The sequence below is a fragment of the Nocardioides sp. genome, from assembly GCF_004803405.1.
Taxonomy (GTDB): domain Bacteria; phylum Actinomycetota; class Actinomycetes; order Propionibacteriales; family Nocardioidaceae; genus Nocardioides; species Nocardioides vastitatis.
This window is the reverse complement of sequence record NZ_SSXI01000107.1, coordinates 1-5,360: the sequence shown is the minus strand read 5'-3', so window position 1 is coordinate 5,360 and position 5,360 is coordinate 1. Positions and strand designations below refer to the sequence as shown.

Annotated in this window: 3 protein-coding genes; all 3 read left to right on the top strand. The window is 72.9% G+C overall.

Annotated elements, in window-relative coordinates; translation table 11 throughout:
• Positions 1 to 2,914, top strand: a 2,914-nt coding sequence (locus E7Z54_RS07875) for a glycosyl hydrolase (RefSeq protein ID WP_168798220.1), incomplete at its 5' end; no start/stop codon positions are given.
• A gap of 86 nt (positions 2,915 to 3,000) precedes the next feature.
• Positions 3,001 to 3,723, top strand: coding sequence for a (Fe-S)-binding protein (locus E7Z54_RS07870; protein WP_136432633.1), 723 nt, complete (start codon positions 3,001 to 3,003; stop codon positions 3,721 to 3,723).
• Positions 3,720 to 5,207 carry a lactate utilization protein B gene (locus E7Z54_RS07865; RefSeq protein WP_136432591.1) on the top strand — a complete coding sequence of 496 codons (1,488 nt, stop codon included), beginning with the start codon at positions 3,720 to 3,722 and terminating at the stop codon, positions 5,205 to 5,207. Before E7Z54_RS07870 ends, E7Z54_RS07865 begins: the two co-directional genes overlap by 4 nt.
• Positions 5,208 to 5,360: the final 153 nt, after the last annotated feature.

Sequence of the window (5,360 nt, the reverse complement as noted above, 5' to 3'; positions counted from 1 at the left end):
CACCGCGACGGCCGCCGGGTTCCGCTGGTGGTGGCCGCACGGCCTGGTCGACCCGGCGCAGATCGCCCGTGAGGTGGACCAGGTCGCCGACGCCGGGTTCGGGGTGCTGGAGATCGCGGACGTCACCCACAGCCTCCGCGCGCGCAACATCGCCATCGACGTCGCCAGGCACGGCTGGGGGACCCCGTCGTGGGTGGCCGGGGTCAAGGCCGCGCTCGCGCGGGCCACGAAGCGCGAGGTGCGCATCGACCTGACGGTCGGGCCGTCGTGGCCCGCCGCCGTCCCGACGATCACCCCCGACGACGAGGCAGCCTGCACCGAGCTGGTGCACGGCCAGGCCGAGGTCCCCGCAGGCACGACGTACGACGCCGCGCTGCCGCATCCCGTCGTGGAGGCGGCGTCGTCGGTGACCTCCTCAGTGCTGGTGACGGTGCAGGCACACCGGATGACCGGCGTCGTCCGCGACCGGAGGGGCGCGGTGACCAGCACCATCCTCGACCCCGACTCGTGGGTGGACCTCACCGACACCGTCGTGGGGGACCGGATCACCTGGACGGCACCCTCGGAGCCGTCCGGCGCGACCTGGATCCTGTTCGCCACCTGGCGTCGTGGGTCGGGACAGGAGCCCGAGGCGGGTCCGCACACCGCGCCCCGCGCCTACGTGGTCGACCACTTCAGCGCCCGCGGCGCCCAGGCCGTGACCGACCTGTGGGAGGACCGGATCCTCGACGGCGAGATGCGCGCGCTGCTGCGGGCGGCGGGCGGCTACCTGTTCGAGGACTCCCTCGAGATCGAGACCGAGGCGACGATCTGGACGCCCGCGTTCCTCGAGGAGTTCCGCGCCCGTCGCGGCTACGACCTGCGCCCCTGGCTTCCGGTCGTGCTGGAGAAGCAGGAGAAGTACCAGTTCGTGCTCGCCGCCGCCGACCCGGCCACGGCGGACAGCCTGCGCACCAACCAGGTGCGCGACGACTACAACCAGGTGCTCTCGGACCTCTACCTCGCTCACCACCTGGAGCCGATCCGGGCGTTCGCGAGGACCTTGGGGATGGGACTGCGGGTCCAGCCCTACGGCCTCGAGACCGACACCATGCAGCACTCGGCGCTCGTCGACGTGCCCGAGACCGAGTCGCTGGGGTTCAAGAACCTCGACGACTACCGGATCATGGCGTCCGGGCGCGACATGGCCGGCGGGAAGCTCCTCTCCTGCGAGGCGATCTGCTACAACGGCGCCGCCTACAACACCACCTGGGGCGCCAACAGCGTCAGCCCGACCGCGCAGAACCAGGCGCTGTTCACCATCAACAGCATCTTCGCGGCCGGGGTCAACCAGCTGATGATCCACGGATTCCCCCATGCCGAGGCGCCGGACGTCACCTGGCCCGGCTTCGCCGCGTTCTCGCCGTACTACAACGGCGCGATCGGCTTCGGCGAGGCCTGGGGCCCGCGGACCCCTCAGTGGGAGCACATCCCCGGCATCGCGGCCTACCTGGCCCGCACCCAGCTGCTGCTGCAGACCGGCACACCGAAGTACGACATCGCGTTCTGGCGGCACAAGGGCTGGGCGTCGACCGGCATCGGCCCGCAGTGGATCACCAACAACGGCACCAAGCTCGGCTGGTCGCACGCGTTCGTCGACGCCGCGCTGCTCGAGCTCGACCAGGCCCAGGTGCGCGGCGGTCGGCTGGCACCCGACGGGCCGTCGTACAAGGCGCTCGTGGTCGGCCCGGACTCCCTGCGCGGGAACGCGGTGACCCTGGACCTGCGGGCCGCCCGCCGGATCCTGGAGCTGGGCCGGTCCGGCCTGCCGATCGTGCTGATCGGCGACTGGTCGCAGGTGACGCCGGTGGGTCGCACCGACGAGGCCGCGGTCGCCGAGGTGCGGGAGCTGGTCGGGAGGATCGCGGCGCTGCCGACGACGCGCACGGTCCCGGAGGCGGAGGTCGGCAGCGCGCTCGCCGCGCTCGGTGTCACCCGCGACGTCGAGCACCCGGAGTCGACCGTCATGCACGTGCGGCGGGTGCTCGGTGACGTCGACGTGTACTACCTCGCCAACGCCCGGCACGCCGAGAACCGCCGCCTCAGCCCGGCGAGGCAGGACGTCTGGCTGACGGCGACCGACCGGGCCTCCGTCCCGTGGCTGTTCGACGCCTGGACCGGTCAGGTCAGTCGGGTCCCGGCGTACGAGCGGTCCGGCGACCGCGTCCGGGTGCGGGTCGACCTGGTCCCCGGACAGTCGACGATCGTCGTCCTCGCCGGTCCGGGCGCCGGTGTGCAGCGCACCGTCCACCCGGTCGCGACCGCCGGCCAGGAGGTCGTGCGTCGCGGGGCGAACGCCGCCCTGCGCACCATCACGGCGGGCACCACCGAGGTGACCCGGTCCGACGGCACCACCGCGACGGTGACGGTGTCCCGGGTCCGCCCGCCCGTCGTCCCCAGCGACTGGACCCTGGAGCTCGAGGACTGGAAGCCGGCCGACCCGGCCGACCCGAAGGACCTCGCGACGAGCAAGGTGACCCACCGCGCCGACCTCACGGCTCCCCAGGCCTGGTCGAAGGTGTCCGGTTTCGAGGACGTCTCCGGCATCGGGCGCTACCGCACGGTCGTGGACCTGGGCGAGGACTGGACGGACGACGACGGCGCCTACCTGGAGCTGGGCGAGGTCAACGACACGTTCCGGGTCCGGGTCAACGGGGAGCTGCTGCCGCCCTGCGACCCGCTCGACCCGACGGTCGACCTGGGTCGTCGCCTGGTGCCCGGGCGCAACGAGATCGAGGTCGAGGTCGCCTCGACGCTGCTGAACCGGCTGCGGGTCGTGACCCCGGCGGTCTACGGGGTCGCGGCCCGGCAGAGCTACGGTCTCGCCGGGCCGGTGCGCCTGGTGCCGTACGTCGAGAAGGTGGTGCCCGCCTGAGGGTCGCGGCAAGGAGAGCCCGACGGGGATGATCGAGGGGGAGACCCCGTGAGAGACAGGAGTGGTCACCGGTGCGAGTCGCCCTGATGGTCACCTGCGTGAACGACGCGATGTTCCCGGACACCGGCGCGGCCGTGGTACGGCTGCTGCGGCGGCTGGGGGTGGATGTGGAGTTCCCCCAGGCGCAGACCTGCTGCGGCCAGCCGATGGTGAACACCGGGTACCTCGACGAGGCGGTGCCGGCGGTGCGCAGCTTCGTCCGCGCGTTCGAGGGGTACGACGCCGTGGTGACCCCGTCCGGCTCCTGTGCGGGGTCGGTGCGGCACCAGCACGGGCTGGTCGCGCGCCGGTCGGGGGACGCCGGGCTGGAGCAGTCGGTCGCGGAGACCTCGCCCCGCACCTACGAGCTCACCGAGTTCCTGGTCGACGTGCTCGGGGTGACCGACGTGGGTGCCTACTTCCCGCACCGGGTGACCTACCACCCCACCTGCCACTCACTGCGGATGCTCGGCGTGGGGGACCGGCCGCGGCAGCTGCTCGAGGCGGTGCGCGGGCTGCGGCTGGTCGATCTGCCCCGGGCCGAGGAGTGCTGCGGGTTCGGTGGCACGTTCGCGCTCAAGAACTCCGACACCTCGGTCGCGATGGGGGCCGACAAGGCCCGTCATGTCCGGGAGACCGGGGCCGAGGTGCTGGTCGCTGGTGACAACTCGTGCCTGATGCACGTCGGTGGACTGCTCTCGCGAGGCCGCTCCGGCGTGCGCGTCATGCATCTCGCGGAGATCCTCGCCAGTACGGAGACCTCCGCATGACCGGCACCTTCGTCGGGATGCCGGCCTTCCCGTCCGCCGCGCGCGAGGCGCTCGGCGACACCCAGCTGCGCCACAACCTCGCGCACGCGACGGCGACCATCCGCGCCAAGCGGCTGCAGGTGGTGGAGGAGGTCGAGAACTGGGAGGAGCTCCGGCTCGCCGGCGCCGCGGTCAAGGACCGCGCCCTGCGCGGGCTCGACGAGCAGCTGGTCCAGCTCGAGGAGGCACTGGTCGCGCGCGGCGCGACGGTGCACTGGGCCCGCGACGCTGCGGAGGCCAACCAGATCGTGATCGACGTCGCCCGGGCGCATGCGGTGGACGAGATCGTGAAGGTCAAGTCGATGGTGACCCAGGAGATCGGCCTCAACGAGGCGCTCGAGGCGGTCGGGATCGCCGCCTGGGAGACGGACCTCGCCGAGCTGATCGTCCAGCTCGGAGGCGACCTGCCGAGCCACATCCTGGTGCCGGCCATCCACCGCAACCGCGCCGAGATCCGCGAGATCTTCGCCCGCCGGATGGGCGAGGTCGGCCACCCGGCGCCGACCGATCTCACCGACGAGCCGGCGGTGCTGGCGTCCGCGGCCCGGGTGCACCTGCGGGAGAAGTTCCTCCGGGCCACGATGGCCGTGTCGGGCGCGAACTTCGCCGTCGCCGAGACCGGCACCCTCGTGGTCGTGGAGTCGGAGGGCAACGGGCGGATGTGCCTGACCCTGCCCGAGGTGCTGGTGAGCATCGTCGGCATCGAGAAGGTCGTGCCCACCTGGGCCGAGCTGGACCCGCTGCTGCGGCTGCTGCCCCGGTCCTCCACGGGCGAGCGGATGAACCCCTACACCTCGATGTGGACCGGGGTGACGCCCGGCGACGGCCCGCAGGAGGTGCACGTCGTGCTCCTGGACAACGGCCGGACCCGGGCGCTCGCCGACGACGTCGGCCGGCAGGCGCTGCGGTGCATCCGGTGCTCGGCGTGCCTCAACGTGTGCCCGGTCTACGAGCGGGTCGGCGGGCACGCCTACGGGTCGGTCTATCCCGGCCCGATCGGCGCCATCCTCAACCCGCTCCTCGCCGATGACACAGCCGTCGGTGATCCGCAACGTCGGCAGCTGGACTCGCTGCCCTACGCCTCCACCCTCTGCGGCGCCTGCTTCGAGGCGTGCCCGGTGCGGATCGACATCCCCGAGGTGCTGGTGCACCTGCGCTCCCGAGTCGTCGACGGCCACCGTGAGGACCGGCTGCCCAAGCCCGAGGCGGTGGCCTTCCGGTCGGCCGGGTGGGCCTTCGCGGACGGCCGACGGCTCGGTCGGCTGGAGAGGCTGTCGGGCCTGGCCGGCAGGGTGCTCGGCCGGCGTCGTACGACGCTCGGCCGGCTGCCGGGCCCCGGTGCCGGGTGGACGGACGCCCGGGACCTGCCACTGCCGCCGCGGGAGTCGTTCCGCGCCTGGTGGCGCCGTACGAACGGCACTCTCGGCGAGGAGGACGGCCGATGACCGCACGCGAGGAGGTCCTCGGCCGGATCCGGGCCGCGCTGGCCGGCGTGGAGCCGGACCCCGAGCCGGTCCGAGCGCCCGTGGGTGCCCGGCCCGACGACCTCGGCGACCTGTTCGCCGAGCGGGTCGCCGACTACCGCGCCACCGTGGTGT

Excerpts from the sequence above, each read along its gene's own strand:
- E7Z54_RS07870 (WP_136432633.1), top strand. The coding sequence starts at position 3,001 with ATGGTCACCTGCGTGAACGACGCGATGTTCCCGGACACCGGCGCGGCC.
- E7Z54_RS07865 (WP_136432591.1), top strand. The coding sequence starts at position 3,720 with ATGACCGGCACCTTCGTCGGGATGCCGGCCTTCCCGTCCGCCGCGCGC.